The 25,317-nt window shown below is 50.9% G+C and carries 41 protein-coding genes and 2 pseudogenes; 38 read left to right on the top strand and 5 right to left on the bottom strand.

The window, feature by feature from the left end; all coding sequences use genetic code 11:
- Positions 1–29: 29 nt before the first annotated feature.
- From rpsL to rplQ, 35 genes and pseudogenes are all read left to right on the top strand, one after another.
- Complete coding sequence (gene rpsL, locus MPQ_RS01545) at positions 30–407, top strand: 30S ribosomal protein S12 (RefSeq protein ID WP_015829259.1); 378 nt, start codon at positions 30–32, stop codon at positions 405–407.
- A 39-nt stretch (positions 408–446) separates the two neighbouring features.
- A complete protein-coding gene (rpsG, locus tag MPQ_RS01550) occupies positions 447–917 on the top strand; it encodes a 30S ribosomal protein S7 (protein ID WP_013441126.1) in 471 nt (156 codons plus the stop codon).
- Positions 918–944: 27 nt separating this feature from the next.
- Positions 945–3,035 carry an elongation factor G gene (gene fusA / locus MPQ_RS01555; protein WP_013441127.1) on the top strand — a complete coding sequence of 697 codons (2,091 nt, stop codon included), beginning with the start codon at positions 945–947 and terminating at the stop codon, positions 3,033–3,035.
- A gap of 34 nt (positions 3,036–3,069) precedes the next feature.
- A pseudogene (locus tag MPQ_RS14130) lies at positions 3,070–3,438 on the top strand (GTP-binding protein); the annotation flags it as partial.
- A gap of 13 nt (positions 3,439–3,451) precedes the next feature.
- Positions 3,452–4,363 (top strand): annotated as a pseudogene (gene tuf / locus MPQ_RS14135) (elongation factor Tu); the annotation flags it as partial.
- 19 nt (positions 4,364–4,382) lie between these two features.
- Positions 4,383–4,514, top strand: a complete 132-nt coding sequence (locus MPQ_RS14140; protein WP_369750502.1) for a hypothetical protein — start codon at positions 4,383–4,385, stop codon at positions 4,512–4,514.
- Between the two features lie 77 nt (positions 4,515–4,591).
- Positions 4,592–4,900 carry a 30S ribosomal protein S10 gene (gene rpsJ, locus MPQ_RS01570; protein ID WP_013441128.1) on the top strand — a complete coding sequence of 103 codons (309 nt, stop codon included), beginning with the start codon at positions 4,592–4,594 and terminating at the stop codon, positions 4,898–4,900.
- Positions 4,901–5,011: 111 nt separating this feature from the next.
- Positions 5,012–5,656, top strand: coding sequence for a 50S ribosomal protein L3 (gene rplC / locus MPQ_RS01575; protein WP_013441129.1), 645 nt, complete (start codon positions 5,012–5,014; stop codon positions 5,654–5,656).
- Entirely contained in the window at positions 5,656–6,282 is a 627-nt protein-coding gene (gene rplD, locus MPQ_RS01580) for a 50S ribosomal protein L4 (RefSeq protein WP_041361934.1), read from the top strand. Before rplC ends, rplD begins: the two co-directional genes overlap by 1 nt.
- Positions 6,279–6,599: a 50S ribosomal protein L23 gene (gene rplW, locus MPQ_RS01585; RefSeq protein WP_013441131.1), complete on the top strand. Its 321-nt coding sequence runs from the start codon at positions 6,279–6,281 to the stop codon at positions 6,597–6,599. The genes rplD and rplW overlap by 4 nt, the downstream gene beginning before the upstream one ends.
- Positions 6,600–6,607: 8 nt before the next feature.
- A complete protein-coding gene (gene rplB / locus MPQ_RS01590; RefSeq protein ID WP_013441132.1) occupies positions 6,608–7,441 on the top strand; it encodes a 50S ribosomal protein L2 in 834 nt (277 codons plus the stop codon).
- 5 nt (positions 7,442–7,446) lie between these two features.
- A complete protein-coding gene (gene rpsS, locus MPQ_RS01595) occupies positions 7,447–7,722 on the top strand; it encodes a 30S ribosomal protein S19 (protein ID WP_013441133.1) in 276 nt (91 codons plus the stop codon).
- Between the two features lie 9 nt (positions 7,723–7,731).
- Positions 7,732–8,061: a 50S ribosomal protein L22 gene (gene rplV, locus MPQ_RS01600; protein ID WP_015829262.1), complete on the top strand. Its 330-nt coding sequence runs from the start codon at positions 7,732–7,734 to the stop codon at positions 8,059–8,061.
- Between the two features lie 10 nt (positions 8,062–8,071).
- The gene (gene rpsC / locus MPQ_RS01605) at positions 8,072–8,785 is read left to right on the top strand and encodes a 30S ribosomal protein S3 (protein ID WP_013441135.1); all 714 of its coding nucleotides are present in this window, start codon (positions 8,072–8,074) and stop codon (positions 8,783–8,785) included.
- Entirely contained in the window at positions 8,769–9,185 is a 417-nt protein-coding gene (gene rplP, locus MPQ_RS01610; RefSeq protein WP_013441136.1) for a 50S ribosomal protein L16, read from the top strand. The genes rpsC and rplP overlap by 17 nt, the downstream gene beginning before the upstream one ends.
- Positions 9,186–9,187: 2 nt before the next feature.
- On the top strand, positions 9,188–9,382 hold the full coding sequence (gene rpmC / locus MPQ_RS01615) for a 50S ribosomal protein L29 (RefSeq protein ID WP_013441137.1): 195 nt from the start codon (positions 9,188–9,190) through the stop codon (positions 9,380–9,382).
- A 9-nt stretch (positions 9,383–9,391) separates the two neighbouring features.
- The gene (gene rpsQ, locus MPQ_RS01620) at positions 9,392–9,667 is read left to right on the top strand and encodes a 30S ribosomal protein S17 (protein WP_013441138.1); all 276 of its coding nucleotides are present in this window, start codon (positions 9,392–9,394) and stop codon (positions 9,665–9,667) included.
- Between the two features lie 149 nt (positions 9,668–9,816).
- The gene (rplN, locus tag MPQ_RS01625) at positions 9,817–10,185 is read left to right on the top strand and encodes a 50S ribosomal protein L14 (RefSeq protein ID WP_013441139.1); all 369 of its coding nucleotides are present in this window, start codon (positions 9,817–9,819) and stop codon (positions 10,183–10,185) included.
- Between the two features lie 10 nt (positions 10,186–10,195).
- On the top strand, positions 10,196–10,513 hold the full coding sequence (rplX, locus tag MPQ_RS01630; RefSeq protein ID WP_013441140.1) for a 50S ribosomal protein L24: 318 nt from the start codon (positions 10,196–10,198) through the stop codon (positions 10,511–10,513).
- A 9-nt stretch (positions 10,514–10,522) separates the two neighbouring features.
- Positions 10,523–11,062: a 50S ribosomal protein L5 gene (gene rplE, locus MPQ_RS01635; RefSeq protein ID WP_013441141.1), complete on the top strand. Its 540-nt coding sequence runs from the start codon at positions 10,523–10,525 to the stop codon at positions 11,060–11,062.
- Between the two features lie 8 nt (positions 11,063–11,070).
- Positions 11,071–11,376, top strand: coding sequence for a 30S ribosomal protein S14 (gene rpsN, locus MPQ_RS01640; protein WP_013441142.1), 306 nt, complete (start codon positions 11,071–11,073; stop codon positions 11,374–11,376).
- 15 nt (positions 11,377–11,391) lie between these two features.
- Positions 11,392–11,787, top strand: coding sequence for a 30S ribosomal protein S8 (gene rpsH, locus MPQ_RS01645; protein ID WP_013441143.1), 396 nt, complete (start codon positions 11,392–11,394; stop codon positions 11,785–11,787).
- 10 nt (positions 11,788–11,797) lie between these two features.
- Positions 11,798–12,331 (top strand): 50S ribosomal protein L6, encoded by a 534-nt coding sequence (gene rplF, locus MPQ_RS01650; RefSeq protein ID WP_013441144.1) that lies wholly within the window; start codon positions 11,798–11,800, stop codon positions 12,329–12,331.
- 10 nt (positions 12,332–12,341) lie between these two features.
- Complete coding sequence (gene rplR, locus MPQ_RS01655) at positions 12,342–12,695, top strand: 50S ribosomal protein L18 (protein ID WP_013441145.1); 354 nt, start codon at positions 12,342–12,344, stop codon at positions 12,693–12,695.
- Between the two features lie 14 nt (positions 12,696–12,709).
- The gene (rpsE, locus tag MPQ_RS01660) at positions 12,710–13,216 is read left to right on the top strand and encodes a 30S ribosomal protein S5 (protein WP_013441146.1); all 507 of its coding nucleotides are present in this window, start codon (positions 12,710–12,712) and stop codon (positions 13,214–13,216) included.
- Positions 13,217–13,218: 2 nt separating this feature from the next.
- A complete protein-coding gene (rpmD, locus tag MPQ_RS01665; RefSeq protein WP_013441147.1) occupies positions 13,219–13,416 on the top strand; it encodes a 50S ribosomal protein L30 in 198 nt (65 codons plus the stop codon).
- Positions 13,416–13,850, top strand: a complete 435-nt coding sequence (gene rplO / locus MPQ_RS01670; RefSeq protein WP_013441148.1) for a 50S ribosomal protein L15 — start codon at positions 13,416–13,418, stop codon at positions 13,848–13,850. Before rpmD ends, rplO begins: the two co-directional genes overlap by 1 nt.
- Positions 13,851–13,857: 7 nt before the next feature.
- Positions 13,858–15,180 carry a preprotein translocase subunit SecY gene (secY, locus tag MPQ_RS01675; protein WP_013441149.1) on the top strand — a complete coding sequence of 441 codons (1,323 nt, stop codon included), beginning with the start codon at positions 13,858–13,860 and terminating at the stop codon, positions 15,178–15,180.
- An 18-nt stretch (positions 15,181–15,198) separates the two neighbouring features.
- Positions 15,199–15,417 carry a translation initiation factor IF-1 gene (gene infA, locus MPQ_RS01680; protein ID WP_011478668.1) on the top strand — a complete coding sequence of 73 codons (219 nt, stop codon included), beginning with the start codon at positions 15,199–15,201 and terminating at the stop codon, positions 15,415–15,417.
- A gap of 22 nt (positions 15,418–15,439) precedes the next feature.
- Entirely contained in the window at positions 15,440–15,553 is a 114-nt protein-coding gene (gene rpmJ / locus MPQ_RS13630) for a 50S ribosomal protein L36 (protein WP_013147060.1), read from the top strand.
- A 128-nt stretch (positions 15,554–15,681) separates the two neighbouring features.
- On the top strand, positions 15,682–16,044 hold the full coding sequence (rpsM, locus tag MPQ_RS01685; RefSeq protein WP_015829265.1) for a 30S ribosomal protein S13: 363 nt from the start codon (positions 15,682–15,684) through the stop codon (positions 16,042–16,044).
- 13 nt (positions 16,045–16,057) lie between these two features.
- Positions 16,058–16,447 carry a 30S ribosomal protein S11 gene (rpsK, locus tag MPQ_RS01690; RefSeq protein WP_011478671.1) on the top strand — a complete coding sequence of 130 codons (390 nt, stop codon included), beginning with the start codon at positions 16,058–16,060 and terminating at the stop codon, positions 16,445–16,447.
- A gap of 29 nt (positions 16,448–16,476) precedes the next feature.
- A complete protein-coding gene (gene rpsD, locus MPQ_RS01695) occupies positions 16,477–17,106 on the top strand; it encodes a 30S ribosomal protein S4 (RefSeq protein ID WP_013441151.1) in 630 nt (209 codons plus the stop codon).
- Positions 17,107–17,127: 21 nt separating this feature from the next.
- On the top strand, positions 17,128–18,111 hold the full coding sequence (rpoA, locus tag MPQ_RS01700) for a DNA-directed RNA polymerase subunit alpha (protein ID WP_013441152.1): 984 nt from the start codon (positions 17,128–17,130) through the stop codon (positions 18,109–18,111).
- Between the two features lie 24 nt (positions 18,112–18,135).
- Positions 18,136–18,525 (top strand): 50S ribosomal protein L17, encoded by a 390-nt coding sequence (gene rplQ / locus MPQ_RS01705; protein WP_015829266.1) that lies wholly within the window; start codon positions 18,136–18,138, stop codon positions 18,523–18,525.
- Between the two features lie 46 nt (positions 18,526–18,571).
- Here rplQ and MPQ_RS01710 read toward each other — a convergent pair whose 3' ends face one another.
- A complete protein-coding gene (locus MPQ_RS01710) occupies positions 18,572–18,904 on the bottom strand; it encodes a glutaredoxin family protein (protein WP_013441154.1) in 333 nt (110 codons plus the stop codon).
- A 94-nt stretch (positions 18,905–18,998) separates the two neighbouring features.
- Here MPQ_RS01710 and mgtE point away from each other — a divergent pair, with 94 nt between their 5' ends.
- The 3 genes from mgtE to MPQ_RS01725 are packed head-to-tail and all read left to right on the top strand — an operon-like array spanning position 18,999 to position 22,951.
- Positions 18,999–20,435 (top strand): magnesium transporter, encoded by a 1,437-nt coding sequence (gene mgtE, locus MPQ_RS01715; protein WP_013441155.1) that lies wholly within the window; start codon positions 18,999–19,001, stop codon positions 20,433–20,435.
- Positions 20,432–21,724, top strand: coding sequence for a mechanosensitive ion channel family protein (locus tag MPQ_RS01720; RefSeq protein ID WP_041361938.1), 1,293 nt, complete (start codon positions 20,432–20,434; stop codon positions 21,722–21,724). The genes mgtE and MPQ_RS01720 overlap by 4 nt, the downstream gene beginning before the upstream one ends.
- Positions 21,725–21,766: 42 nt before the next feature.
- Positions 21,767–22,951, top strand: a complete 1,185-nt coding sequence (locus tag MPQ_RS01725; RefSeq protein ID WP_013441157.1) for a fatty acid desaturase — start codon at positions 21,767–21,769, stop codon at positions 22,949–22,951.
- 142 nt (positions 22,952–23,093) lie between these two features.
- Here MPQ_RS01725 and rpmG read toward each other — a convergent pair whose 3' ends face one another.
- From rpmG to coaBC, 4 genes are all read right to left on the bottom strand, one after another.
- Positions 23,094–23,249, bottom strand: a complete 156-nt coding sequence (gene rpmG / locus MPQ_RS01730; protein ID WP_013441158.1) for a 50S ribosomal protein L33 — start codon at positions 23,247–23,249, stop codon at positions 23,094–23,096.
- A gap of 9 nt (positions 23,250–23,258) precedes the next feature.
- Complete coding sequence (gene rpmB / locus MPQ_RS01735) at positions 23,259–23,495, bottom strand: 50S ribosomal protein L28 (protein WP_011478680.1); 237 nt, start codon at positions 23,493–23,495, stop codon at positions 23,259–23,261.
- Positions 23,496–23,570: 75 nt separating this feature from the next.
- Positions 23,571–24,023 carry a dUTP diphosphatase gene (gene dut, locus MPQ_RS01740; RefSeq protein ID WP_041361939.1) on the bottom strand — a complete coding sequence of 151 codons (453 nt, stop codon included), beginning with the start codon at positions 24,021–24,023 and terminating at the stop codon, positions 23,571–23,573.
- Positions 24,020–25,234 (bottom strand): bifunctional phosphopantothenoylcysteine decarboxylase/phosphopantothenate--cysteine ligase CoaBC, encoded by a 1,215-nt coding sequence (coaBC, locus tag MPQ_RS01745; protein WP_013441160.1) that lies wholly within the window; start codon positions 25,232–25,234, stop codon positions 24,020–24,022. Before coaBC ends, dut begins: the two co-directional genes overlap by 4 nt.
- Positions 25,235–25,317: the final 83 nt, after the last annotated feature.

Genomic DNA, 25,317 nt, shown 5'->3' on the forward strand with positions numbered 1-25,317 from the left:
GAGCTAACAAATTTAAAGGCTAAAGAGTTATGCCAACCATCAATCAATTAGTGCGCAAGCCGCGCCAAAAAGTAGTGACCAAGAGCAAAGTTCCAGCTTTGGAAAGCTGCCCACAAAAGCGTGGTGTTTGTACACGTGTTTATACGACAACACCTAAGAAGCCTAACTCCGCTTTGCGTAAAGTGGCTAAGGTTCGCCTGACCAATGGCTATGAAGTAATTAGCTACATCGGCGGTGAAGGCCACAACCTGCAGGAGCACTCGGTTGTGCTGCTGCGCGGTGGTCGTGTGAAGGACTTGCCAGGTGTGCGTTACCACATGGTGCGCGGTAGCCTGGATACTGCCGGTGTTAAAGACCGTAAGCAGTCCCGCTCCAAATACGGCGCGAAGCGCCCTAAGGCTGCATAAGCTGATTTGCTTAGCGGTCACCAAGTTTAAGGAAAAACCATGCCAAGACGTAGAGAAGTTCCCAAGCGCGATATTCTGCCTGATCCGAAATTCGGTAGCCAGGAAGTATCCAAGTTCATTAACGTGCTGATGACTGGCGGCAAGAAGTCTGTTGCTGAGCGTATCCTGTACGGCGCATTTGATCAAATCGCCCAAAAGAGCGGCAAGGATGCTCTTGAAGTGTTCACGGTAGCTATCAATAACCTGCGTCCGGTTGTTGAAGTGAAGAGCCGTCGTGTGGGTGGTGCAAACTATCAAGTGCCTGTTGAGGTGCGTCCTGCACGTCGTAGCGCCCTCGCGATGCGTTGGCTGCGTGATGCTGCTCGCAAGCGTGGTGAAAAGTCCATGGGTCTCCGTCTGGCAGCTGAGCTGGTTGAAGCATCCGAAGGTCGCGGCTCTGCCATGAAGAAGCGTGAAGAAGTGCACCGTATGGCTGAAGCCAACAAAGCCTTCTCGCATTTCCGCTTCTAAACAAGTTCATTAGTAAAGGTAATAGCTGTGGCTCGTAAAACCCCCATTAATCGCTATCGTAACATTGGTATCAGTGCTCACATTGATGCTGGTAAGACAACGACAACCGAGCGTATTCTTTTTTATACCGGTGTGAACCACAAGATTGGTGAAGTTCACGATGGTGCTGCTACCATGGACTGGATGGAGCAAGAGCAAGAGCGTGGTATTACCATCACCTCTGCTGCGACCACCGCGTTCTGGAAGGGGATGGGTGGTAACTATCCTGAGCATCGTATCAATATCATTGATACCCCTGGGCACGTTGACTTCACGATTGAAGTTGAGCGCTCCATGCGTGTTCTGGATGGTGCCTGCATGGTTTACTGTGCGGTGGGTGGTGTGCAGCCTCAGTCTGAAACCGTATGGCGTCAAGCGAACAAGTACGGTGTGCCTCGCCTTGCCTTCATCAACAAGATGGACCGTACCGGTGCCAACTTCTTCAAGGTGTACGATCAGCTGAAGACTCGTCTGAAGGCGAATCCTGTGCCTGTTGTCGTGCCTATCGGTGCGGAAGATACATTTACCGGTGTGGTTGACCTGCTCAAGATGAAAGCGATCATCTGGGATGAGGCTAGCCAGGGCACCAAGTTCACGTATGAAGAGATCCCCGCAGACTTGCTGGCTGAATGCCAGAAGTGGCGTGAAAATATGGTGGAAGCAGCTGCTGAAGCCAATGAAGATCTCATGAACAAGTATCTGGAATCTGGCGAGTTGTCCGAAGAGGAAATCGTCAAGGGCTTGCGCGACCGTACAATCGCCAACGAAATCCAGCCTATGCTGTGCGGTACTGCGTTCAAGAACAAGGGCGTTCAGCGCATGCTGGATGCTGTGATTGATTTCTTGCCATCGCCAGTGGATATTCCTCCAGTGACCGGTGAGTTGGAAAATGGCACCCAGGCTGAACGTAAGGCAGATGATGCTGAGAAGTTCTCTGCGCTTGCATTCAAGATCATGACTGACCCGTTTGTAGGTCAGCTGATTTTCTTCCGCGTCTACTCTGGCGTGGTGAATTCGGGTGATACTGTTTACAACTCGGTGAAGGGCAAGAAGGAACGTCTTGGCCGTATTCTGCAGATGCACGCCAATCAGCGTGAGGAAATCAAGGAAGTTCGCGCTGGTGACATCGCGGCCGCAGTAGGTCTGAAAGACGCTACTACCGGTGATACCCTCTGTGATCCGGACAATGTGATTATCCTGGAGCGCATGGTATTCCCTGAGCCAGTGATTCACGTGGCTGTTGAGCCCAAGACCAAGGCTGACCAAGAGAAGATGGGTATTGCCCTGAACCGCTTGGCCCAGGAAGATCCTTCTTTCCGTGTTCGTACTGACGAAGAGACCAATCAAACCATTATTTCCGGTATGGGTGAGTTGCACCTGGAAATTCTGGTGGATCGTATGCGCCGTGAATTCAACGTTGAAGCTAACGTTGGTGCGCCTCAGGTTGCGTATCGCGAAGCGATCAAGAAGAAAGTCGAAGTGGAAGGCAAGTTTGTTAAGCAGTCCGGTGGTAAGGGTCAATACGGCCACGTATGGATCACCATGGAGCCTAACGAAGCTGGCAAGGGTTACGAGTTCGTGGATGCCATTAAGGGCGGTACCGTTCCTCGTGAATTCATTCCTGCAGTTGACAAGGGTCTTCGTGAGACGATTCCTGCAGGTATTTTGGCTGGCTTCCCTGTTGTTGATGTCAAGGTAACCCTGTTCGATGGTTCTTACCATGATGTTGACTCGAACGAAAACGCCTTTAAGATGGCTGCTTCGATCGCGTTCAAGGATGGTATGCGTAAAGCAGATCCTATCCTGCTCGAGCCTATGATGGCGGTGGAAGTTGAAACACCTGAAGACTACATGGGTGATGTGATGGGTGACTTGTCCTCACGTCGCGGCATGATTCAGGGTATGGAAGACAGCCCGAGTGGCAAGATTATTCGCGCTGAAGTTCCTCTTGCTGAGATGTTTGGTTACTCGACCGTTGTGCGTTCTCTGTCACAAGGTCGCGCCAGCTACAGCATGGAGTTCAAGCACTACTCGGAAGCTCCAAGAAACGTCGCAGAAGCGATTATCAACAAGAAATAATTGAATATTAGTTGGATTAATAAAGGAAACGGTAATGGCAAAAGGTAAATTTGAGCGGACGAAGCCGCACGTCAACGTAGGCACGATTGGTCACGTTGACCATGGTAAGACGACGCTGACAGCGGCGATCACGACAATTCTGTCGAAGAAGTTTGGTGGTGAAGCCAAGGCATACGACCAGATCGATGCGGCGCCAGAAGAAAAGGCACGTGGTATTACCATCAACACAGCGCACGTTGAATACGAAACTGCAACTCGCCACTACGCTCACGTAGACTGCCCAGGTCACGCCGACTATGTTAAGAACATGATTACCGGTGCTGCGCAGATGGACGGCGCGATTCTGGTCTGTTCCGCCGCTGACGGCCCGATGCCACAAACCCGTGAACACATCCTGCTGGCACGTCAGGTTGGCCGCCGACTATGTTAAGAACATGATTACCGGTGCTGCGCAGATGGACGGCGCGATTCTGGTCTGTTCCGCCGCTGACGGCCCGATGCCACAAACCCGTGAACACATCCTGCTGGCACGTCAGGTTGGCGTACCTTACATCGTCGTGTTCATGAACAAGGCTGACATGGTGGATGACGCCGAGCTGCTCGAGCTGGTTGAAATGGAAATCCGCGAACTGCTCTCCAAGTACGACTTCCCAGGCGATGACATCCCTGTGATCAAGGGTTCCGCCCTGAAGGCACTGGAAGGCGACCAATCCGAAATCGGCGAACCTGCCATCTTCCGTTTGGCAGATGCGCTGGACAGCTACATCCCAACCCCAGAGCGTGCTGTTGACGGCACCTTCCTGATGCCAGTAGAAGACGTATTCTCCATCTCTGGTCGCGGTACTGTCGTTACTGGCCGTATCGAGCGTGGTATTGTGAAGGTTGGCGATGAAATAGAAATCGTAGGTATCAAGCCAACCCTGAAGACCACCTGCACCGGCGTAGAAATGTTCCGCAAGCTGCTGGACCAAGGTCAAGCAGGCGACAACGTTGGCGTACTGCTGCGTGGTACCAAGCGTGAAGAAGTTGAGCGTGGTCAAGTATTGGCCAAGACCGGTTCGATCAAGCCACACACCAAGTTCAGCGCAGAAATCTACGTGCTGGGCAAGGACGAAGGCGGCCGTCACACCCCATTCTTCAATGGCTACCGTCCACAGTTCTACTTCCGTACCACTGACGTAACTGGTGCAGTAGAACTGCCAGCAGGTACCGAAATGGTAATGCCAGGCGACAACGTATCCATCACCGTGGCACTGATTGCCCCGATCGCGATGGAAGACGGTCTGCGCTTTGCGATTCGTGAAGGTGGCCGTACCGTTGGTGCCGGCAGCAGGTACCGAAATGGTAATGCCAGGCGACAACGTATCCATCACCGTGGCACTGATTGCCCCGATCGCGATGGAAGACGGTCTGCGCTTTGCGATTCGTGAAGGTGGCCGTACCGTTGGTGCCGGCGTCGTCGCGAAAATTATTGAGTAATTAATACTTGTCAGGCCGCAAGCTTATGCTTGCGGCCTTTTTGTTCTTTAGAAATATCGCTCTTTAAGGAAAGTAACATGGCTGCTCAAAAAATCCGTATTCGCCTCAAAGCATTTGACTATCGTCTGATCGATCAGTCCGCTCTTGAAATCGTAGAAACTGCAAAGCGCACCGGCGCAGTTGTAAAGGGCCCAGTTCCTTTGCCTACCCGTATTGAGCGTTTTGACTTGCTGCGTTCTCCTCACGTCAACAAGACTTCGCGTGACCAATTCGAAATTCGTACCCATCAGCGCTTGATGGACATTGTTGATCCTACGGATAAAACAGTGGACGCACTGATGAAGCTGGATCTGCCAGCAGGTGTTGATGTAGAAATCAAGCTGTAATTTACAACAGTAAGTTGTGTTTGGTTGCAGGCTCGGATATAATCCCGGGCTTGCATTAAAAATCGGCCGATCAATTGTAATCGGCCTTTTAATTATTATAAGGAAATGATCATGAGCTTAGGGCTTATTGGTCGCAAGGTGGGTATGACCCGCGTATTTACCGATGAAGGCGAAAGCATTCCGGTAACTGTGCTGGAAGTTGTACCAAACCGTGTGACACAAGTTAAGACGCCGTCTAGCGACGGCTATGCTGGTCTCCAGGTTGCGCATGGTGAGCGTCGTGCTAGCCGTGTAACCAAGGCGCTGGCTGGTCACTATGCCAAGGCTGGCGTTGCTGCCGGTTCTGGTATCAAAGAATTCGCTGTTGCTGAAGATGTTCTGGCCAACTATGCCGTTGGCGGTCAGATCACCGTTGAGCTTTTCCAGGCTGGTCAGTACGTTGACGTTACTGGCGTTTCGCTTGGTAAGGGTTTTGCTGGTGCAATCAAGCGCCACAACTTCAGTTCTAACCGTGCCTCTCACGGTAACTCCCGTTCGCATAATGTTCCCGGCTCTATCGGTATGGCGCAGGATCCAGGTCGTGTATTCCCTGGTAAGCGTATGCCTGGTCATCTGGGTGCTGTGAAGACTACCGTTCAAAATCTGCAAATCGTTCGCGTTGATGCTGAGCGTAATCTGTTGCTGATTAAGGGTGCTGTTCCAGGATCCAAGGGTGGCGACGTAGTGGTTCGTCCCGCTGTTAAGGCAGGTGCATAATGGAACTCAAGTTAATCGATAAAAATGGTAAGCCGGCCAAAAACGGCGTTGAAGTTTCCGAAGTAACCTTCGGTCGCGAATTCAACGAAGCCCTGGTGCATCAAGTCGTTGTTGCATATCAGGCAAATGCGCGTACTGCGACGCGTGCACAATTGGGTCGTGGCACAGTTAGCCACACTACCCATAAGCCATGGAACCAAAAAGGTACTGGCCGTGCACGTTCGGGTATGAGCTCCAGCCCAATCTGGCGTGGAGGCGGTCGCGCTTTCCCAAACAGCCCTGACGAAAACTTCAGTCACAAGGTTAACCGCAAGGTTTACCGTGCTGGTATGCGCTCCATTCTGTCCGAACTGGTTCGTCAGGATCGTTTGAGCGTGATTGAAGAGTTTGTGGTTGAGACTCCAAAAACCAAAGCTCTGGTCGAAAAGATCAAGGGTCTGGGTTACGGTGAGGGTGTTCTGGTGTTGGTGGATGGTTTTGATGAAAACCTGTACCTCTCCGCACGCAATCTGCCTAACGTTCTGGTTGTTGAAGCTCAATACGCTGATCCTGTCAGTCTGGTTCGCTTCCCAAATGTGGTGGCTACCAAGGCTGCAGTCAAGAAATTAGAGGAGATGCTGGCATGAGCGCAAATCTGAACCAGATCGCTACTCAAGATCGTTTGCTGCAAGTCATCCTGGCTCCGCAAATCACTGAAAAAGCAACGTACGTTGCCGACAAAAACCAACAGATCGCATTCAAGGTGCGTACTGACGCAACCAAGCCTGAAATCAAGGCTGCGGTTGAACTGGTTTTCAGGGTTGAAGTTGCTGCTGTTACTGTCGCCAATGTTAAGGGCAAGGTAAAGCGCGCAGGCCGTGTGCTGGGTCGTCGTAAGGACTGGAAAAAGGCTTATGTAAGCCTGAAGCCAGGCCAAGAAATTAACTTTGCAGCAGGCGAATAGGAGATATTATGGCACTGATTAAAGTCAAGCCGACTTCCCCTGGCCGTCGCGCAGTCGTTAAGGTTGTTACACCTGAGTTGCACAAGGGTAAGCCTTACGCGCCTCTGCTGGAGAAGCAAAGCAAAAAAGCTGGTCGTAACAATAACGGCCATATCACGACACGTCACCAAGGTGGCGGTCACAAGCAACATTACCGCGTGATTGACTTCCGTCGCAACAAGGACGGCATTGTCGCCAAGGTTGAGCATCTGGAATACGATCCAAACCGTAGCGCGCATATCGCTCTGCTGGTTTATTCGGATGGTGAGCGTCGTTACATCATTGCTCCACGTGGCGTTTCCGCTGGTGCGCAACTGGTAAGTGGTTCTGATGCTCCGATCAAAGTGGGTAATGCATTGCCTCTGCGCAATATTCCCGTTGGTAGCACGATTCACTGCGTAGAAATCATGCCTGGTAAGGGCGCGCAAATTGCTCGCTCTGCAGGTACTTCGGTGCAACTTCTTGCTCGCGAAGGCAGCTATGCTCAGTTGCGTCTCCGTTCCGGCGAAGTTCGTCGCGTTCACGTGGATTGCAAAGCGACCATTGGTGAAGTGGGTAACGAAGAGCATTCATTGCGTTCCATCGGTAAAGCTGGTGCGATGCGTTGGCGCGGTGTTCGTCCTACCGTTCGCGGTGTGGTAATGAACCCTGTTGATCACCCGCACGGTGGTGGTGAAGGTAAGACCGCTGCTGGTATGAATCCAGTAAGCCCATGGGGTACGCCTACCAAGGGTTATCGTACACGTAGCAACAAGCGCACCGACAACATGCGCGTAAGCCGTCGTCCGGCTAATAAGAGGTAAGGAAAATGGCACGTTCAATTAAAAAAGGCCCATTTATTGATGGGCACTTGGCTAAGAAGGTGGAAGTGGCTGTTGCTGCTCGCGATAGAAAGCCAATCAAGACTTGGTCTCGTCGCTCCACCATTCTTCCTGATTTTATTGGTCTGACGATCGCTGTGCACAATGGCCGCCAACACGTGCCAGTGCTGATCTCGGAAAACATGGTAGGCCACAAGCTCGGCGAATTCGCGCTGACCCGTACGTTCAAGGGTCACGCTGCCGATAAAAAAGCCAAGAAGTAGGAGATGACGATGCAAGTATCCGCAGTATTAAAAGGTGTTCATCTGTCCCCGCAAAAGGCTCGCTTGGTTGCTGACCTGATTCGCGGCAAGAAAGTTGATTACGCACTCAATATTCTGAATTTCACACCTAAAAAGGGTGCTGAGATCATCAAGAAGGTTGTTGAGTCCGCTATCGCTAACGCTGAACACAACGAAGGTGCCGATATCGATGAGTTGAAGGTCACTTCAATCTACGTTGACAAGGGCATCGTTCTTAAACGTATTCGTGCGCGTGCCAAAGGTCGTGCTGGACGGATTATTAAGCCTACATGTCACATCACAGTGACTGTTGGTAATTAAAGGAATCGTTATGGGTCAGAAAATTCATCCGTTTGGTTTCCGTCTGAGTGTCCAGAAAAACTGGTCATCTCGTTGGTACGCCAACAGCAAGAACTTCCCAGCTATGCTGAATAGCGACATCAAGGTGCGTGACTTCCTCAAGAAGAAGCTTTCGCACGCTGCTGTCAGCAAGATCGTGATCGAGCGTCCTGCAAAGAACGCAAAGATCACCATTTACAGTGCACGTCCAGGTGTGGTGATTGGTAAAAAAGGTGAGGATATTGAATCCTTGCGCTCCAGCCTGCAAGGTTTGATGGGTGTGCCAGTTCACTTGAACATCGAAGAAGTGCGCAAGCCTGAAATTGACGCAACACTGATCGCTGAGAGCATCGCTCAACAGCTTGAGAAGCGTGTGATGTTCCGCCGTGCAATGAAGCGTGCAATGCAAAACGCGATGCGTCTGGGTGCTCAAGGCATCAAGATCATGAGCTCGGGTCGTTTGAACGGTATCGAAATCGCGCGTACTGAGTGGTATCGCGAAGGCCGTGTGCCATTGCATACTCTGCGTGCTGATATCGATTACGGCGTAGCTGAGGCTAAAACCACCTACGGTATCATCGGCATCAAGGTGTGGGTATTCAAGGGCGAAGTGTTTGGCACTCATGCCGAACAGCAAGCCGCAGTACCTGCTGAACCAGAAAAGAAAGTAAGAAAGTCGGGGGCGAAAAATGCTGCAGCCAGCTAGACAGAAATTCCGTAAACAGCAGAAGGGCCGTAATAAAGGCATTGCTACTACCGGTAACAAGGTGAGCTTTGGTGAGTTTGGTCTGAAAGCTGTTGGCCGTGGCCGTTTGACTGCGCGTCAAATTGAGGCTGCTCGTCGTGTGATGACACGTCACATCAAGCGTGGTGGTCGTGTCTGGATCCGCATTTTCCCCGACAAGCCAATCTCCAGCAAACCTGCTGAAGTTCGTATGGGTAACGGTAAAGGTAGTCCGGAGTACTTCGTTGCTGAAATTCAACCGGGCAAGATGTTATACGAGATGGATGGTGTGAGTGAGCAGTTGGCCCGCGAAGCGTTCCGCTTGGCGGCAGCTAAGTTGCCAATCGAAACTACTTTCACAACTCGTCATATCGGGAGTTAAAGATGAAAGCTAGTGATTTAAGAAACAAGTCTGTTGATGAGTTGAACAATGAGTTGATCGACCTGCGTCGCGCTCAATTCTCCTTGCGTATGCAATTGTCTACTCAGCAATTAAACAAAGTTGATCAGGTAAGCAAGGTTCGTCGCGATATCGCTCGTGTACGTACCGTGCTGGCTGAAAAAGCTAAGCAAGCTTAAGGTGAGTAGATGATGACCGATACACAAGCAGATAAAGTTGTACGCAGTCTGACTGGTCGCGTAGTCAGCGACAAAATGGACAAGACCGTAACCGTATTGGTGGAGCGCAAGGTTAAGCACCCACTGATCGGCAAGGTTGTTCGCCGTTCCAACAAGTTCCATGCACACGATGAAAACAACGAGTGCAAGGAAGGCGACCTGGTAGTGATTGAGGAAAGCCGTCCGCTTTCCAAGACCAAAACCTGGAAAGTCAGCAAGATTGTAGAAAAAACACGCAACATATAATTTATATTGCATCCCGTCTGGGATGCAATATATAATGACGGACTTTTTGGCGCCCATGCAAGCTGGCGCCCCAATACTGACCGTAGTGCTGTCGGCCGTGATGCTCGCGGCCGGTGTTGGTTTAACGGATTAAGTTGGAGATTATTCTCATGATTCAAATGCAATCTCGGCTGGATGTTGCCGATAATACTGGTGCGCGTTCCGTAATGTGTATCAAGGTATTGGGTGGCTCCAAGCGTCGTTACGCCGGTATCGGTGATGTGATCAAGGTCACTATCAAGGATGCTGCGCCCCGCGGTCGTGTTAAAAAAGGCGAGGTATATAGTGCCGTAGTGGTTCGTACCACTAAGGGTGTTCGTCGTCCAGATGGTTCTCTGGTGAAGTTCGATGGCAATGCAGCAGTGTTGCTTAACAACAAGCTCGAGCCTATCGGTACGCGTATTTTCGGGCCTGTGACCCGTGAGCTTCGTGGTGAGCGTTTCATGAAGATCGTGTCTCTAGCCCCAGAAGTCTTGTAGGAGCGTTGAGATGAGTAAGATTCGCAAAGGTGACGAAGTAATTCTGAATACTGGCAAGGATGCAGGCAAGCGCGGTACCGTACTGCGCATTCTGGATTCTGGCAAAGTGGTAGTTGAAGGCGTTAATTTGGTTAAGAAGCATGCCAAGCCAAACCCAATGCGTGGTGTGGCTGGCGGTATCATCAGCAAGGAAATGCCTGTTGATGTATCGAATGTTGCTTTATTTAACCGCGCCACCCAAAAAGGTGATCGCGTGGGTTTTAAGACACTGGATGATGGCCGCAAGGTCCGTGTTTTCAAGTCCAGCGGCGAAGTTGTGGACGCGTAAGGGTTAATCATGGCTCGTTTAAAAGATTTTTATAAAGATACTGTGGTCAAGTCTATGACCGAGCAGTTCGGCTACACCTCGCCAATGCAAGTTCCACGCATTGAGAAGATCACTCTTAATATGGGTGTTGGTGAAGCGGTTGCTGACAAGAAGGTAATGGAAAACGCCGTTGGCGATATGGAAAAGATTGCTGGTCAAAAAGCGGTCATTACCAAAGCCCGTAAGTCCATTGCATCATTCAAGATTCGTGATGATTATCCTGTTGGCTGCAAAGTCACCTTGCGTCGTGAACGTATGTATGAATTTCTGGATCGTTTGATTACAGTGGCTATCCCACGTATTCGTGACTTCCGTGGTATTTCCGCAAAGTCGTTTGACGGTCGCGGTAATTACAACATGGGTGTGCGCGAGCAGATTATTTTCCCTGAAATCGAGTACGACAAGATTGATGCTTTGCGTGGTATGAACATCACCATCACGACAACAGCAAAAACCGATGAAGAAGCGCGTGCACTGCTTGCAGCGTTCAACTTCCCGTTTAGGAACTGAGGCTAACAATGGCTAAAACCTGTTTGATTGAACGCGAACAAAAACGTCGCGATACAGTAGAAAAATTTGCCGCCAAGCGCGCTGAATTAACTGCTGCTATGAATAATGCTGCAGCGAGTCCTGAAGAGCGTCGTGCTGCACGCCTTAAGCTGCAAAGTCTGCCACGTAACTCCAGTCCAGTTCGCCTGCGTAACCGCTGTGCATTGACTGGTCGTCCTCGTGGTGTGTTTAGTAAGTTTGGTATTGCGCGCGGCAAGCTGCGCGAATTGATGATGCGTGGCGAAGTGCCAGGCGTTACAAAAGCCAGCTGGTAACGGAGGAATTAGACGATGAGTATGAGTGATCCGATTGCCGATATGCTGACGCGCATTCGTAATGCGCAGAGCACCAACAAGCAAACAGTTTCTATGCCTTCTTCCAAATTGAAGGGCGCTATTGCTAGCGTTCTGAAAGATGAAGGTTATATTGATGATTTTGCGGTGCAGTCTGTAGATGGCAAACCACAATTGAATATCAGCCTCAAGTACTATGCTGGTCGCCCAGTGATTGAGAAGATTGAGCGCGTAAGTCGCCCTGGTCTTCGTATCTACCGCGGCAACCAGGATATTCCTGTGGTAATGAATGGTCTTGGTGTGACTATCGTGTCTACATCCAAGGGTGTGATGACTGATCGTAAAGCGCGTGCTGCCGGTGTTGGCGGCGAAGTGCTCTGCGTAGTAGCTTAAGGAGAATACTATGTCTCGTGTAGCTAAAAACCCAGTCGCTATTCCTGCCAAGGTTGAAGTTGCATTGACTGCAAGCAACATTGCGGTCAGCGGCCCTCTGGGTAAGCTGAATCAAGCACTGACTGGTGCAGTTAATATTGTTCGCGAAGGTGACAATCTGACATTCGCTGCAGCTAATGACAGCCAGCACTCACGTGCAATGTCAGGCACTGTACGTGCCCTGGTGGCCAACATGGTGCAAGGTGTGTCGCAAGGGTTTACCCGCAAGCTTAATCTGGTTGGTGTGGGCTATAAGGCCCAGGCGCAAGGCGCTACTCTTAATCTGGATCTGGGTTTTTCCCATCCGATTAACCACAAGATGCCAGAAGGCGTGACCGTGCAGACGCCAACCCAAACCGAAATCTTGTTGACAGGTGTCGACAAGCAGGTTGTTGGTCAGGTGGCTGCCCAGATTCGTGCATATCGTTCACCAGAGCCTTATAAGGGCAAGGGTGTTCGTTATTCCGATGAAGTGGTCACTATCAAAGAAACCAAGAAGAAGTAAGGTTTAAGCCATGAATAACGTAAATTCACGCCTGCGTCGTGCACGTAAAACCCGTGCCAAAATCGCAGAATTAAAGGTAACGCGTTTGAGCGTTCATCGCAGTAATGGCCATATTTATGCCCAAATCATTGCGGAAACCGGTGACAAGGTATTGGCAAGTGCCTCTACTGTTGAGGTGGAAGTTCGCAAAGATATCAAGAATGGTGGGAATGTGGCTGCTGCTGCCGTGATCGGTAAGCGTATTGCTGAAAAGGCGAAGGCTGCCGGCATTACTTCTGTGGCTTTTGACCGTTCGGGTTACAAATACCACGGCCGTATCAAAGCGCTGGCTGATGCTGCGCGCGAAAACGGTCTGTCCTTCTAATTACGAGGTTGATGATGGCTAAAGATATTGAACAACAGCAAACCGATGGTTTGCGCGAGAAAATGATCTCGGTCAACCGCGTCACTAAAGTGGTTAAGGGCGGTCGTATCATGTCCTTCGCTGCACTGACAGTGGTTGGTGATGGCGACGGTGCCGTTGGCATGGGCAAGGGCAAGGCACGTGAAGTTCCAGTTGCTGTGCAAAAGGCAATGGATGAAGCACGTCGCGGTATGGTTAAGGTAAGTTTGAATAACGGTACGCTGCATCATGCAGTTACCGGTGTTCACGGTGCTGCCAAGGTATTCATTCAGCCAGCTTCTGAAGGTACCGGCATTATTGCTGGTGGCGCAATGCGCGCTATCTTTGAAGTGATGGGCATTACCAACGTGTTGGCTAAGTGCATTGGTTCTACCAATCCTTACAACGTGGTGCGTGCTACATTAAATGGCTTGCAGTCTATGAATACTCCGGCTGAAGTTGCTGCAAAACGCGGCAAGACCGTCGAAGAAATCAGAGGTTAATCATGGCTAAGGCAAAAAAAGCAGCAGCTACAGTAAAAGTGACTTTGGTAAAAAGTACCATTGGCCGTATTCAATCGCATCGTGCATGTGTTCGCGGCTTGGGTATTCGTCGTCTGCATCAAACCGTTGAAGTGCTGGATACCCCAGCAAATCGCGGCATGATCAATACAGTCGGCTATCTGTTAAAGGTTGAAGCATAATGAAACTGAATTCCATCAAGCCCGCTGAAGGTAGCAAGCACGCCAAGCGTCGTGTTGGCCGCGGCATTGGTTCTGGCCTGGGTAAGACTGCAGGTCGTGGTCACAAGGGTCAAAAGTCCCGTACTGGTGGTTTCCACAAGGTGGGTTTTGAAGGCGGTCAAATGCCTATTCAACGCCGTCTGCCAAAGCGTGGTTTCAATTCCCTTACCAAGGCTGATACTGCTCACGTGCGTACCAGCGAACTGGACAAGGTTCAAGCTGACGTAGTGGATCTGCTGGCATTGAAGCAAGCCAATGTAATCCCTGGTTCTGCTCGTGCTGCAAAAGTTTATCTTTCTGGCGATCTTTCCCGTGCGATCACTGTGCAGGGTTTATTGCTGAGTAAAGGCGCCAAGGCTGCAGTTGAAGCCGCTGGCGGCAAGATCGTAGAGTAATTGCAAGTTGGCTAAAGATAATATTTTAGGTGCGGTAAGCAAGACCAGTGAGCTGAAAAGCCGCTTGCTGTTTGTGCTTGGTGCCCTCGTTGTCTATCGCCTAGGTGCGCACATTCCGGTTCCAGGTATTGATCCGGATGTGCTCGCCAAGTTATTTGAATCGCAAAGCGGTGGCATTCTGGGCATGTTCAACATGTTCTCAGGTGGCGCTCTTTCCCGCTTTACTGTATTCGCGCTGGGTATCATGCCTTATATTTCGGCATCCATCATCATGCAATTGCTGACGGTGGTTTCTCCGCGGATGGAACAGTTGAAGAAGGAAGGTGAAGCTGGGCGTCGCCAAATTACCAAATACACACGCTACGGCACTGTGTTCCTGGCTACTTTCCAGGCTTTGGGTATTGCGATTGCTCTTGAAGGTCAAGCAGGGTTGGTATTGGATCCTGGCCTGATGTTCCGATTCACAGCCGTGATTACCTTGGTAAGCGGCACTATGTTCCTGATGTGGCTGGGTGAGCAGATTACCGAGCGCGGAATTGGTAATGGTATTTCAATTATCATTTTTGCAGGTATCGTCGCTGGCTTGCCGCATGCGATTGGTGGAACATTGGAATTGGCCCGTACAGGTGCATTCTCCATACCTCTGGTGATCTTCCTGTTTGCCGCTGCTGTGCTGGTAACCGCATTTGTAGTGTTTGTAGAGCGTGGTCAACGCAAGATCACGGTGAACTATGCCAAGCGTCAAGTTGGCCGCAAAGTGTTTGGTGGGCAGACAAGTCATTTGCCATTGAAGCTCAATATGGCGGGCGTCATTCCTCCGATCTTTGCTTCAAGCATTATCTTGTTCCCTGCCACCATGGCTGGTTGGTTTGGAAGCAGTGAGAATTTTTCCTGGCTTAAGGATATTGGTACTACCTTATCGCCTGGTCAGCCGCTTTACATTATTTTCTTCGCTACAGCGATTGTGTTTTTCTGCTTCTTCTACACGGCATTGGTATTCAATCCAAAAGAAACAGCAGATAACTTGAAGAAGAGTGGTGCTTTTGTTCCAGGTATTCGTCCTGGTGACCAAACCGCCAAATATATTGATCGCATCATGGGTCGTTTGACTTTGGTGGGTGCTCTTTATATTACTGCCGTATGTTTATTGCCTGAGTTCCTGATATTGAAATGGAACGTGCCGTTTTACTTTGGTGGGACTTCGCTGCTGATTATCGTGGTTGTGACGATGGATTTCATGACTCAGGTTCAAGCGCATTTGATGTCCAATCAATACGAAGGCTTACTCAAGAAAGCCAATTTTAAAGGCGGTGCGGGTATTACTCGCTAAACAGGCGCAGGTAGCGGCATGGCAAAAGAAGACAGAATCGAGATGCAAGGCGAGGTTCTTGAGAACCTTCCGAATGCAACGTTTAGAGTTAAGCTGGAAAACGGTCATGTAGTGTTGGGTTATATCTCTGGGAAAATGCGTATGCACTACATCCGTATTCTTCCAGGGGACAAAGTAACAGTTGAAATGACCCCCTACGATTTATCGCGTGCGCGGATTATTTTCCGCGCCAAATAAAGTTTTTGCGAAGAGGTGAAATATGAGAGTTCGTGCTTCAGTCAAGGCGTTATGCCGTAATTGTAAAGTGGTTCGTCGCCGTGGTGTGGTACGTATTATTTGTACTGATCCACGTCACAAGCAGCGCCAAGGTTAATCAGGCAACGCAAATTAGTTGTGAAATCAGCGAATACGATTGTTAAAACTCGGACAAGCTGTTAAAATTTTGGGCTTTTTTGGCGATTTGTAAAAAAATTAAATGCGCCATTATTTTGGAGTAGGTACATGGCTCGTATAGCAGGGGTAAACATCCCAAATCATAAGCACACTGAAATCGCATTAACTTCGATTTACGGTGTGGGTCGTAACACTGCGAAGCAGATTTGCTTGGCTGCTGGCGTTGCTGGCACTGCCAAGATTAAAGATCTGAATGATGCAGAAGTTGAAAAGCTGCGTGACGAAGTCGCTAAGCTCAAGGTTGAAGGTGACTTGCGTCGTGAAGTTACCATGAACATTAAGCGTCTGATGGACTTGGGCTGCTATCGCGGTGTACGTCATCGCCGTGGCCTGCCAGTCCGTGGTCAGCGCACCAAGACCAATGCGCGCACACGCAAGGGTCCTATTAAGCCTATTAAGGCATCCAAGTAAGGAATAATGCAACATGGCTAAAGCTAACGTACGCGTACGCAAGAAAGTCAAAAAGAACATTGCCGAGGGCATTGCCCACGTGCACGCTTCTTTTAACAACACGATTATTACGATTACTGATCGTCAGGGTAATGCCTTGTCTTGGGCTACTTCTGGTGGTGCAGGTTTTAAGGGTTCACGTAAAAGTACTCCTTTTGCAGCGCAGGTTGCAGCTGAAGCCGCCGGCAAGGCAGCTCAGGAATGCGGCGTGAAGAACCTTGAAGTTCGTATCAAGGGCCCAGGTCCAGGTCGCGAATCTGCTGTTCGCGCACTGAACGCTGTTGGCTTTAAAATCACCAGCATTTCTGATGTGACGCCAGTCCCACATAACGGCTGCCGTCCACCCAAAAAGCGCCGCATCTAAGCCGCGCCTGATAGAACTAGGAGAATACCTTGGCTAGAAATCTTGATCCAAAGTGCCGTCAGTGCCGCCGCGAAGGCGAGAAGCTTTTCCTGAAAGGTGAAAAGTGCTTCACTGACAAATGCGCGATTGAAAAGCGTAACTTCCCACCTGGTCAGCATGGTCAGCGCCGTAATCAGCGCTTGTCCGACTACGGTGTGCAATTGCGTGAAAAACAAAAAGTACGTCGTATCTATGGCATCCTCGAAGGCCAATTCCGCAGCTACTACGCTGAAGCTGATCGCCTGAAGGGCATCACCGGTGAAAACCTGCTGCAATTGCTGGAATGCCGTCTGGATAACGTTGCATACCGTATGGGTCTCGGTTCTTCCCGTACTGAAGCGCGTCAAATCGTTCGCCACAACAGTATTCTGGTTAACGGTAAGCGCGTAAATATTCCTTCATATCAGGTTCGTCCTGGTGATGTGGTGCAGGTTGCAGAGGCTTCCAAGTCGCAACTGCGTATCAAGGGTGCTCTGGAGGCTGCTGAACAGCGTGGTTTCCCCGAGTGGCTCGAAGTTGATGTCAAGGCTCTGAAGGGTACCTTCAAAGCCAAGCCTCAGCGTGATGAACTGCCTGCTACCATTAACGAATCGCTCGTGGTTGAACTTTACTCTAAGTAATCCAGGGCCGTAAGGAACATTATGCAAAACAGTCCTACCGAATATTTGAAGCCTCGCGTTGTTGACGTTGAAGTTATTTCGCCGGTGCGTGCACGGGTGACGCTTGAGCCGATGGAGCGTGGCTTTGGTTATACGCTGGGTAATGCGTTGCGCCGCGTATTGCTTTCTTCCATTCCTGGCTTTGCTATTACTGAAGTCAAAATTGATGGTGTGGTGCACGAATATTCCACACTGGATGGCGTTCAGGAAGATGTAGTGGACATTCTGCTGAATCTGAAGGGTGTTGCCCTGAAGTTGAACAGCAAGTCAGAAACCACTCTGACCCTGAAAAAGTCGGTTGAAGGTGTTGTTACTGCCGGTGATTTCGATACCGGTCACGATGCTGAAATCGCTAATCCAGGTCATGTCATTGCGCACCTGACCAAGGGTGGCAAGATCGATCTTGAAGTCAAGGTTGAAATGGGCCGTGGCTATCAGCCAGTTCCAGCTCGCCAGAAGACAGATGAAGACCGCGTGCTGGGCTTTATCATGGTGGATGCCTCGTTCAGCCCAATCAACAAGGTAAGCTACCATGTTGAAAGCGCTCGTGTTGAACAGCGTACGGATCTGGACAAGCTGATCATGGACGTTGAAACCAACGGCGTGGTTGAGCCTGAGCAAGCTATTCGTGATGCAGCGCGTATTCTGATGGGTCAGCTGTCTGTATTCGCTGATCTGGAAGGTGCTCCAACGGAAGTTGAAGTAAAGCACACGCCACAGGTTGATCCTATCCTGTTGCGTCCAGTTGATGATCTGGAATTGACTGTTCGCTCGGCAAACTGCTTGAAAGCAGAAAATATTTATTACATTGGTGACTTGATTCAGCGCGGTGAAAACGAGCTGTTGAAGGCACCTAATCTGGGCCGCAAATCTCTGAACGAGATTAAGGACGTGTTGGCTTCCAAAGGGCTGACACTGGGCATGAAACTTGAAAACTGGCCACCTGTTGGCCTGGAAAAAGCATAACAGCAAAGGTGTGAGGGTATCACTATGCGTCATCGCAACAGCAATCGTAAATTAAACCGCACCAGCAGCCATCGTCAAGCAATGTTGCGGAACATGGCCACTTCACTGCTGCGCCATGAAGTTATTAAAACAACCTTACCCAAGGCTAAGGAGTTGCGTCGTGTCGCTGAGCCACTCATTACTTTGGGCAAGAATGCTACTCTGGCAAACCGCCGTCTGGCATTTAGTCGCCTTCGTGACCGTGATATCGTTGGTAAATTGTTCAATGAACTCGGCCCACGTTATCTGACACGCAATGGTGGTTATTTGCGTATTCTGAAGTGCGGTTTCCGCGTTGGTGACAATGCGCCTATGGCACTGGTTGAATTGGTTGACCGTCCAGATCTGAGCACTGAAGCTGTTGTTGCTGAGTAATTAGTGACCACATAGCTGTAAAAAAGGCCGGTTTCCCCGGCCTTTTTTATTGGGCGCTCTCAATGAGATGTGTGATCTCATTGGCAGAAAATGGCCAGTACAGGCTGGTTTTATCGGCGACGGTAAGAACTGGTATCTTGAGGCTGTAAGCATTCATTAATTCTTCGTCGTCGATAATATCGATGTAATGGAATGTGATATTGGCATATGGCAACGTTGCCTCGGTTATCAATTCAAGTGCGTGATCGCACAAATGGCAACCTTCTGTACCGTAGAGTTTCAATTGAATCATGCGCTTGTATCCGTCATGTGGATGGAGTGGTGGCAGATTGCCTTGGGTAATGAATTTAAGGTTTTCGTTAACTTTAAAAAGCTCCATAATATCGAAGTTGCATGATGGACGCATAGGTTACCTGCATAGTGCAGGCTGGATTTTCCTGATGTATTAAGTATTTCTTGGCGGGCTTTAAAGAATGGCTGATATTCAAGAATCAAAAGAAAGCTTGCAGGAAAGTTTACAGCAGGTCATTACCCTGCTGAGCAAACATCGGTTGGTCGAAGACCTGATCCATAAGCAGGATATGCCCAAGCAGCAGCTGGTTGAGACTCTGGTTCACAAACAGAACCTGGCCGAGCTGCAGAAAAAACTGGATGCATTGCACCCGGCTGACGTTGCATACATCCTTGAAGCCCTGCCTCTTGAGCAGCGTCTGGATGTATGGGAACTGGTCAAGGCTGAGCGTGATGGCGAAATCCTTCTTGAAGTATCCGATGCTGTCCGGCAAACCCTCATTGCCGACATGGACAGCGACGAACTGCTCGCAGCGGCTGAGCAGCTGGATACTGACGAGCTGGCCGATCTGGCCCCTGATCTCCCTAAAGATGTGCTGCAAGAACTCCTGGATAGCCTGGACATACGCAATCGTGAACGCCTGCAGTCCGCGCTGGGCTACGAGGATGACACCGTAGGCGCGCTCATGGACTTTGATATCGTCACAATACGTGAAGATATCACCCTGGAAGTCGCCTTGCGCTATCTGCGCCGTATTGGTGGTTTGCCAGACCATACCGACAAACTGTTTGTGGTCGATCGCTATGACATCTTGCGCGGGGTCCTGCCGCTAAAGCGCATGGTGGTGAATGATCTTGATGCCGAAGTGGCTGACATCATGGCCGATGATGCGGTGGTGTTTCACCCGGAAGATGAAGCGGATGAAGCCGCGAAGGCGTTTGAACGCTATGACCTGGTCACTGCGCCCGTGGTGGATGCCAATAACAAGCTGGTTGGCCGGCTTACGGTGGATACGGTCATGGATTACATCCGTGAAGAAGCGGAAAGCGACATGCTCTCGATGGCCGGTTTGCGCGAGGAAGAAGATCTGTTCTCTTCCGTGTGGAAGTCCGTACAAAACCGTTGGACCTGGCTGGCCATCAATCTCGTCACAGCGTTTGTAGCTTCACGCGTTATTGGCATGTTCGAAGACTCCATTGAGAAAATCGTAGCCTTGGCGGCTCTCATGCCCATCGTGGCTGGTATAGGTGGCAACTCTGGGAATCAGACAACGACGATGATTGTGCGCGGCTTGGCCTTGGGCCAGATTGCTTCACATAATATGAAGTCATTGCTCAAGAAAGAGCTGGGTGTGGCTCTGCTCAATGGTCTTCTCTGGGGCAGTGTGCTGGGCGTGGTGGCGTATGCGCTTTATCACAACATTGCACTCGGGCTGGTCATGACCGGGGCGATGACCTTGAATCTGTTACTGGCTGCCATCATGGGTGTCATGATTCCTCTGGTCATGACCAAGGTTGGCCGTGACCCCGCGGTGGGGTCAAGCGTATTGATTACTGCCATGACCGATAGTGGTGGCTTCTTTATTTTCCTGGGACTCGCGACGATTTTCTTGTTATGAATAGTGACATGCAGCAACTTTGGACGGAGTTTCTTGCCGATCTGGCGACTCCGGCATTTACCTGGCAAGTGGGTATTATCATTGCCGGCTTGCTTTTTGCGTGGTCCATGAATGGAGCCCTGCGGGCCTACGTTATGCGCAAGGCCCCCGAGACATGGAAAGTCGGTATTGGTGGCATCAACAGAGTGCTGTTCCCGCTGACTTCCCTCATCTTCATCTATATCAGCGAATTGATTTTGAAGCACTGGCAGCATACCAGCATGCTGTTGATCGCCATGAATCTGCTGGTGGCCATGGCCGTTATCCGGCTGGTGGTCTATGCCTTGCGTTATGTGTTTTCCCCCAGTGCCTGGGTAAGCACGATGGAAAATGCAATCTCGAGCACAGTGTGGCTGGTTCTGGCGCTCCATGTCAGTGGCATTCTGCCTGAAATACTGCACACGCTTGAAGATGTCAGTTTCAATATCGGCAAGAGCAAAATGAATCTGCTGCTGCTGATACAAGGCTTGCTAACCGTACTGATCACCCTGTTTATCGCGCTCTGGTTAAGTCGCTGGCTGGAAAATCGCCTGATGCGGGCTCAGCAGATCAATATGAATGTGCGCGTGGTATTGAGCAAGCTGATCAGGATAGGACTTTCGTTTATCGCTATCCTGATGGCGCTGTCAGCGGTGGGGCTGGATATCACATTGCTGTCGGTGTTTGGCGGCGCGCTTGGTGTTGGCCTCGGTTTCGGCCTGCAAAAAATCGCCAGCAATTACGTGAGCGGTTTTATCATTTTGCTTGATCGCTCCATGCACATGGGTGACGTGATTACGGTGGATGCCCATTATGGCGTGGTGAGTGAAATGCGCTCCCGCTACATGGTGCTGCGCAAGCTGGATGGCACCCAGGTGGTGATTCCGAATGAAACACTGATCACCAGTGCCGTGATCAATCATTCATATAGCGAACGCAAGGCGCAGGTCAAAATGCCTTTGCAGGTGAGTTACGAGAGCCCGTTGGAAAGAGCCATGGAGATCATGCAACATGCTGCCATGGCACAGGATCGCGTGATGCAAGACCCGCTGCCGGATGTCAAGATTGCCGGCTTTGGCGAGAGTGGCATTGATCTCACCCTGACGTTCTGGATACCAGATCCTGAAGAGGGCTCTGGACGGCTGCAATCCGATATTTACCTGGATATCTGGCGCGCATTCCAGAAGAACAGCATCAGTATTCCATATCCGCAGCGCGAAGTGCGTATACTGAATGCTGGGACGCCGACAATGCCTGCTGCTCAAGGATAAGTTCTCGTCCGTTCGCGAGTTGGTTATATAAAGGAAATCGTCATGACATTCTGGATGTTTGATTTGCCATGGTGGGGCTACATTCTGGTGGCCTTGGGTCTCACCCATATTACGATTGCTGCCGTCACCATTTACCTCCATCGTTGCCAGGCTCATCGTGCCCTGGATTTGCATCCCATCGTGAGCCACTTCTTCCGCTTCTGGTTATGGATGACCACCGGCATGGTGACCAAGGAGTGGGCCGCCATTCATCGCAAGCATCATGCGCATTGCGAGACGGTGAATGATCCTCACAGTCCGCAGATCCTCGGTATCAAGAAAGTGTTGCGCGAGGGTGCCGAGCTTTACCGCAAAGAAGCGGCCAATGAGGAAACCCTGCAGAAATATGGCAGTGGCACCCCCGATGACTGGATGGAGCGTCATGTCTACAGTCGTCACAGTGGCCTTGGCATACGTTTGATGCTGATCATCGACGTGCTGCTGTTTGGCCCACTCGGACTCACGATCTGGGCGGTGCAGATGGCCTGGATTCCCTTAACCGCCGCAGGCATTATCAATGGGCTGGGCCACTACTGGGGTTATCGGAATTTTGCAGCGGCAGATGCCAGTACTAATCTCGTGCCTTGGGGCATCATCATCGGTGGTGAAGAACTGCATAACAATCACCATGCCTATGCCAGTTCCGCACGTTTATCCAGCAAGTGGTATGAGTTTGATATAGGCTGGATGTATATCCGCCTCATGCAGATTAGTCGCCTGGCCAAGGTCAAGAAAATAGCGCCCAAGGTCAAATTTGACTGGGCCAAGACGCGTTGTGATCTCGATACCTTGCAAGCCGTCATTACCCACCGCTTCGATGTCATGGGCAAGTATGGCGTGATGCTCAAGCAGGCTTACAAGGAAGAGATCAGCAAGATTCGTCTGGCTTATCAGCAGCACGGCCACGAAACGACCGTACTTGAGCGTTTGCGTCACTGGCTGCATCTGGATGCCAAGGATCTCGAAGTGCAGGACAAGCAAGCACTGGAGCAGGCGCTGACACATAGCGCACGGTTGCAAACTATCTATCAGCTCAAGCAGGAGCTGGCGCAGGTGTGGGCACGCTCCACAGCCTCGCAGGAGCAATTGCTGAAGGGGCTTGAGGACTGGTGCCAGCGCGCCGAGAAAAGTGGCATAGCGGCGCTGGAAGAGTTCTCACGACGCCTGCGTTGCTATCGCATGGCGTAGATGTGGTGGGGTGCCATCATTGGTGCCCTTCCAAAGCCATGTAATGACGCCCGCTAAATGAAACGCCGACTGGTGGTATTGCATGCGCCAGTCAATAAAAAAGCCCGCATAAGCGGGCTTTTTTATTGAGAACCTTGCCGAATTACTTCAGCTTGGTTTCCTTGTACATCACATGCTTGCGAGCGACAGGATCAAACTTCTTGATTTCCATCTTTTCAGGCATGGTGCGCTTGTTCTTGGTCGTGGTGTAAAAGTGACCAGTTCCAGCGCTAGATTCCAGTTTGATTTTTTCACGCATGATGAATCCTTAGATTTTTTCGCCGCTGGCGCGCAGATCGGCCAGAACAGCATCAATGCCGTTCTTGTCGATTGTACGCAAGGCTGCGTTGGTGATACGTAAGCTAACCCAGCGGTTTTCGCTTTCAACCCAGAACTTGCGGTTTTGCAAGTTAGGCAAGAAACGACGCTTGGTCTTGTTATTTGCGTGGGAAACGTTATTCCCAACCATCGGCTTTTTGCCGGTTACCTGACATACGCGTGCCATGGCGGACTCCGAAATTCGAAAAGACCGCATTTATACCATGAAACGAAGCGGCAATTCAAGTTAAATTGCTAGTTTTTAATGTTTTCCGGTACTGCCGAAGCCACCTTCGCCACGTTCACTTGTAGTGAAGTCCTGCACGATATTAAAGCTGGCCTGTATAACAGGCACGATCACCAGTTGGGCGATGCGCTCCATCGGGTTCAGCAGAAAAGCTTCCTTGCCACGGTTCCAGCAGGAGACAAGCAGCTGGCCCTGATAATCCGAATCGATGAGTCCGACCAGATTACCTAGCACGATGCCATGTTTATGACCCAGACCCGAGCGTGGCAGGATCATGGCCGCATATCCCGGGTCAGCCAGATGGATCGCCATGCCGGTGGGTATCAAGGTGGTCTCGCCCGGATGCAGGGTTTGGGTATGCTCAATACACGCCCGCAAATCCAGCCCGGCAGAACCCGGGGTGGCATAGCCTGGCATCATGTGATGCAAACGGTCATCAAGGATTTTCAAGTCAACTTGTAAGCTCATTCAGGGATACTCGCGTCAGAAGTGGTTGAAGGAGGTAGCATGCCGGCCATATGTTGCAACAGCATGTGCGCCAGCATGGTCTTGGAGCCAGAAGGAAGCGGATATTCACCATGATCATCTATCAGCACGATACGGCTATCGTTGCCCCCCATGGCTTCACTGACCAGGTTGGCCGCCAGCAAGGGCACATTTTTCTGCAGCCGTTTTTTGCGCGCATGTTCCAGCAACTGATCGCTCTCGGCAGCAAAGCCGACACAGAATGGCCGGTCAGGCAGGCTGCTCACCGCGGCCAGGATATCCGGATTACGCACCAATTCGAGCTGCAAGGTCTCAGCATGTTTCTTGATCTTCTGGCTTTGCATTTCTCGCGGGCGATAGTCGGCAACGGCGGCCACCGCAATAAAGACATCCTGCCCGCGCACTTCCGCCATCACGGCGTCATGCATTTGCTGGGCGCTGGTGACTTGAATGGTGGTGCAGTGCCTTGGTGCCGCCAGGGCTGTCGGCCCGCTGATCAGGGTAACATCCGCACCCATCTCAATGGCCGCCTGGGCAATCGCATAGCCCATTTTGCCTGAGCTGAAATTGGTAATGCCACGCACAGGATCAATAGCCTCGATGGTGGGCCCTGCCGTGACAAGAATACGTTTGCCTGCCAGCAAGTTGCTTGGGCATGTAACTTGCAGCGCATCCACTATGGATTGCGGTTCCAGCATGCGGCCCAGGCCGGTTTCGCCGCAGGCCTGTTCGCCGCTATCCGGGCCAATGAGGCGTACGCCGTCTTGTTGCAGTTGTGCGACATTGCGCTGGGTCGCAGGATGTTCCCACATCTGGCGGTTCATGGCCGGGGCAACGATCAAGGGACAATCGCGTGCCAGACACAAAGTGGAAAGCAGGTCATCGGCAGCACCATGCACCAGTTTTGCCATGAAGTCAGCACTGGCAGGGGCGACCAGAATGGCATCCGCCTGGCGCGAAAGCTCGATGTGCGGCATGCCATTGGCAATGCGCTCATCCCACAAGTCGGTGTATACCGGGCGACCAGATAGGGCTTGCATGGTCAGTGGGGTGATAAAGCGCGTGGCTGCCGACGTCATTACCACGTCTACCTGTATGCCTTGTTTGACCAGCAGGCGCACCAGTTCGGCGGTTTTATAGGCGGCAATTCCGCCCGTCATGCCGACAACCAGATGTTGAATTGGACGAGTCATGATAAATTCTTGAATTAGTGGGCTCATTTTAATACAAATTACGGCAGCGCCAGTCTGCCGATTGCACGATTTAAACGGGGATG

This window comes from Methylovorus sp. MP688 (assembly GCF_000183115.1).
Classification (GTDB): domain Bacteria; phylum Pseudomonadota; class Gammaproteobacteria; order Burkholderiales; family Methylophilaceae; genus Methylovorus; species Methylovorus glucosotrophus.

Coding starts and splice junctions, on each gene's coding strand:
- rpsL (WP_015829259.1), top strand. CDS start 30: ATGCCAACCATCAATCAATTAGTGCGCAAGCCGCGCCAAAAAGTAGTG.
- rpsG (WP_013441126.1), top strand. CDS start 447: ATGCCAAGACGTAGAGAAGTTCCCAAGCGCGATATTCTGCCTGATCCG.
- MPQ_RS14140 (WP_369750502.1), top strand. CDS start 4,383: ATGCCAGGCGACAACGTATCCATCACCGTGGCACTGATTGCCCCGATC.
- rpsJ (WP_013441128.1), top strand. CDS start 4,592: ATGGCTGCTCAAAAAATCCGTATTCGCCTCAAAGCATTTGACTATCGT.
- rplC (WP_013441129.1), top strand. CDS start 5,012: ATGAGCTTAGGGCTTATTGGTCGCAAGGTGGGTATGACCCGCGTATTT.
- rplD (WP_041361934.1), top strand. CDS start 5,656: ATGGAACTCAAGTTAATCGATAAAAATGGTAAGCCGGCCAAAAACGGC.
- rplW (WP_013441131.1), top strand. CDS start 6,279: ATGAGCGCAAATCTGAACCAGATCGCTACTCAAGATCGTTTGCTGCAA.
- rplB (WP_013441132.1), top strand. CDS start 6,608: ATGGCACTGATTAAAGTCAAGCCGACTTCCCCTGGCCGTCGCGCAGTC.
- rpsS (WP_013441133.1), top strand. CDS start 7,447: ATGGCACGTTCAATTAAAAAAGGCCCATTTATTGATGGGCACTTGGCT.
- rplV (WP_015829262.1), top strand. CDS start 7,732: ATGCAAGTATCCGCAGTATTAAAAGGTGTTCATCTGTCCCCGCAAAAG.
- rpsC (WP_013441135.1), top strand. CDS start 8,072: ATGGGTCAGAAAATTCATCCGTTTGGTTTCCGTCTGAGTGTCCAGAAA.
- rplP (WP_013441136.1), top strand. CDS start 8,769: ATGCTGCAGCCAGCTAGACAGAAATTCCGTAAACAGCAGAAGGGCCGT.
- rpmC (WP_013441137.1), top strand. CDS start 9,188: ATGAAAGCTAGTGATTTAAGAAACAAGTCTGTTGATGAGTTGAACAAT.
- rpsQ (WP_013441138.1), top strand. CDS start 9,392: ATGATGACCGATACACAAGCAGATAAAGTTGTACGCAGTCTGACTGGT.
- rplN (WP_013441139.1), top strand. CDS start 9,817: ATGATTCAAATGCAATCTCGGCTGGATGTTGCCGATAATACTGGTGCG.
- rplX (WP_013441140.1), top strand. CDS start 10,196: ATGAGTAAGATTCGCAAAGGTGACGAAGTAATTCTGAATACTGGCAAG.
- rplE (WP_013441141.1), top strand. CDS start 10,523: ATGGCTCGTTTAAAAGATTTTTATAAAGATACTGTGGTCAAGTCTATG.
- rpsN (WP_013441142.1), top strand. CDS start 11,071: ATGGCTAAAACCTGTTTGATTGAACGCGAACAAAAACGTCGCGATACA.
- rpsH (WP_013441143.1), top strand. CDS start 11,392: ATGAGTATGAGTGATCCGATTGCCGATATGCTGACGCGCATTCGTAAT.
- rplF (WP_013441144.1), top strand. CDS start 11,798: ATGTCTCGTGTAGCTAAAAACCCAGTCGCTATTCCTGCCAAGGTTGAA.
- rplR (WP_013441145.1), top strand. CDS start 12,342: ATGAATAACGTAAATTCACGCCTGCGTCGTGCACGTAAAACCCGTGCC.
- rpsE (WP_013441146.1), top strand. CDS start 12,710: ATGGCTAAAGATATTGAACAACAGCAAACCGATGGTTTGCGCGAGAAA.
- rpmD (WP_013441147.1), top strand. CDS start 13,219: ATGGCTAAGGCAAAAAAAGCAGCAGCTACAGTAAAAGTGACTTTGGTA.
- rplO (WP_013441148.1), top strand. CDS start 13,416: ATGAAACTGAATTCCATCAAGCCCGCTGAAGGTAGCAAGCACGCCAAG.
- infA (WP_011478668.1), top strand. CDS start 15,199: ATGGCAAAAGAAGACAGAATCGAGATGCAAGGCGAGGTTCTTGAGAAC.
- rpmJ (WP_013147060.1), top strand. CDS start 15,440: ATGAGAGTTCGTGCTTCAGTCAAGGCGTTATGCCGTAATTGTAAAGTG.
- rpsM (WP_015829265.1), top strand. CDS start 15,682: ATGGCTCGTATAGCAGGGGTAAACATCCCAAATCATAAGCACACTGAA.
- rpsK (WP_011478671.1), top strand. CDS start 16,058: ATGGCTAAAGCTAACGTACGCGTACGCAAGAAAGTCAAAAAGAACATT.
- rpoA (WP_013441152.1), top strand. CDS start 17,128: ATGCAAAACAGTCCTACCGAATATTTGAAGCCTCGCGTTGTTGACGTT.
- rplQ (WP_015829266.1), top strand. CDS start 18,136: ATGCGTCATCGCAACAGCAATCGTAAATTAAACCGCACCAGCAGCCAT.
- MPQ_RS01710 (WP_013441154.1), bottom strand. CDS start 18,904: ATGGAGCTTTTTAAAGTTAACGAAAACCTTAAATTCATTACCCAAGGC.
- mgtE (WP_013441155.1), top strand. CDS start 18,999: ATGGCTGATATTCAAGAATCAAAAGAAAGCTTGCAGGAAAGTTTACAG.
- MPQ_RS01720 (WP_041361938.1), top strand. CDS start 20,432: ATGAATAGTGACATGCAGCAACTTTGGACGGAGTTTCTTGCCGATCTG.
- MPQ_RS01725 (WP_013441157.1), top strand. CDS start 21,767: ATGACATTCTGGATGTTTGATTTGCCATGGTGGGGCTACATTCTGGTG.
- rpmG (WP_013441158.1), bottom strand. CDS start 23,249: ATGCGTGAAAAAATCAAACTGGAATCTAGCGCTGGAACTGGTCACTTT.
- rpmB (WP_011478680.1), bottom strand. CDS start 23,495: ATGGCACGCGTATGTCAGGTAACCGGCAAAAAGCCGATGGTTGGGAAT.
- dut (WP_041361939.1), bottom strand. CDS start 24,023: ATGAGCTTACAAGTTGACTTGAAAATCCTTGATGACCGTTTGCATCAC.
- coaBC (WP_013441160.1), bottom strand. CDS start 25,234: ATGACTCGTCCAATTCAACATCTGGTTGTCGGCATGACGGGCGGAATT.